Raw genomic sequence first — 1478 nt, 5'->3', positions numbered from 1 at the left:
GACCCTGCCGCTGGAGCCGGGCTGGCCGCCGCCGCGCCAGCCCGCCGCCGCCGACATCCCGCTGCTGGACGAGGCCGGCATCGCCGCGCACCGCGCCACGGCGCCCAGGATGCTGCGCCTGGCGGAGAATCCGCGCATCTTCGTGCTGGACTTCCCCGACCTGGCCAGCCAGGGCGCCGCGCTGAACCGCATCGCCGCCCTGGTGGAGAAGGCCGGCGCGCCGCGCGACCGGGTGCTGACCGAGGCCGAGCTGCGCGCCCTGCTGGCCCGCACCGGCCAGCGCGCCGAGAGCTACTATTACGGCCATGACTATCGCGGCGGCGACGTGGCGCGCTTCCTGGCGCTGGCGGCGCGCGACGGCATCGCGCTGACCCCGGGCGAGCAATGGGTGGCGGAGCAATATGCCCTGGCCCGCCGGGCCGAGCCGGCGGGGGAGATCGCGCTGCTCTCCATCGTCGCGCCCGGCGGGCCGGTGGACGCGGCGGCGCGCCGCACCACGCTGCGGCACGAGATCGGCCATGGCCACGATTTCACCCTGCCCTTCTACGCCGCGCATGTGCGCCGCGTCTGGCGGGAGCAGCTGGTCGAGGCCGAGCGCGAGGCCTTCCGCCGCTTCCTCGGCCGCGAGGGCTATGACACGCGCAATGACGACCTGATGGCCGGCGAGATGCAGGCCTATCTGCTGTTCACCCCGGATCGCCGCTTCTTCCGCGCCAGCCTGCTCGGGCTGGGCGAGGCGCAGCTGGAGAACCTGCGCGCCACACTGCGCGACGGCGCCTTCTTCGAGGGGCTGCCGCTCGACCCCGCCGCCGCGCGCTGAGCCTCAGCGGCGCGGCGCCACCGTCACCACCAGCGGGCGGATCTCGGCGCGGCCGCCCTGCTGGCGCAACCGCGGCAGCGCCTCCCGCGCCATCGCGAGGAACTCGGCCAGCGGCTGCACCACCGCACGCCCGGCGGGAAACACAGGCCGGTCCGAGGTGACGACCAGCAGCAGGTCGGTGCCATAGGGTTCCTCCAGCACCCAGCCGGGGAAGCCGGGACCGGGATCGCCCTTGCGCAGCCGGGCGCCGGCGGCCTGCGCCTCGGGGGGCGCGAGCTGCACCACCTGGCCGTCGGTCGTCAGGTAGAGCAGCTCCAGATAGGAGGGCGCCTGCGGCATGGCGATGTCGAGCCGCAGCAGGTCGCCGGCCAGCAGCGGCGTGCCGCCATCGCGGCGCACCGCCGGCGCCGCGCCGGGCGAGGCCAGGAAGGGCGCCAGCACCGGCACCAGCGCGCAATAGGGGCCGTTGAATTCCTGCAGTTCCAGCCGCACCGCCCCGGCGGGCAGCCCGGCGCGTTGCAGGGCGGCGGCCAGGATGGCGGCCTCGCCCTGGCGCACCGCGCCGCTCAGCACGCCGCCCTGCTCCCCCGCGCTGCCGGCGACCAGGGCGCAGCTGGAGGCGGACAGCGCCTGCCGCATGGCGGCGGCGACACCGGCC

At 76.2% G+C, this 1478-nt stretch carries 2 protein-coding genes; one reads left to right on the top strand and one right to left on the bottom strand.

Going from position 1 to position 1478, the window contains the following annotated elements; all coding sequences use genetic code 11:
- The coding region (locus tag HMPREF0731_RS15960) for a hypothetical protein (RefSeq protein ID WP_007005206.1) at positions 1 to 820 on the top strand (820 nt) is incomplete at its 5' end.
- A 3-nt stretch (positions 821 to 823) separates the two neighbouring features.
- Here HMPREF0731_RS15960 and HMPREF0731_RS15955 read toward each other — a convergent pair.
- The coding region (locus HMPREF0731_RS15955; RefSeq protein WP_245538347.1) for a DUF4384 domain-containing protein at positions 824 to 1478 on the bottom strand (655 nt) is incomplete at its 5' end.

The organism is Pseudoroseomonas cervicalis ATCC 49957 (assembly GCF_000164635.1).
Taxonomy (GTDB): domain Bacteria; phylum Pseudomonadota; class Alphaproteobacteria; order Acetobacterales; family Acetobacteraceae; genus Pseudoroseomonas; species Pseudoroseomonas cervicalis.
The sequence above is the reverse complement of the archived record's forward strand: the minus strand, read 5'-3'. Positions and strand labels throughout refer to the sequence as shown.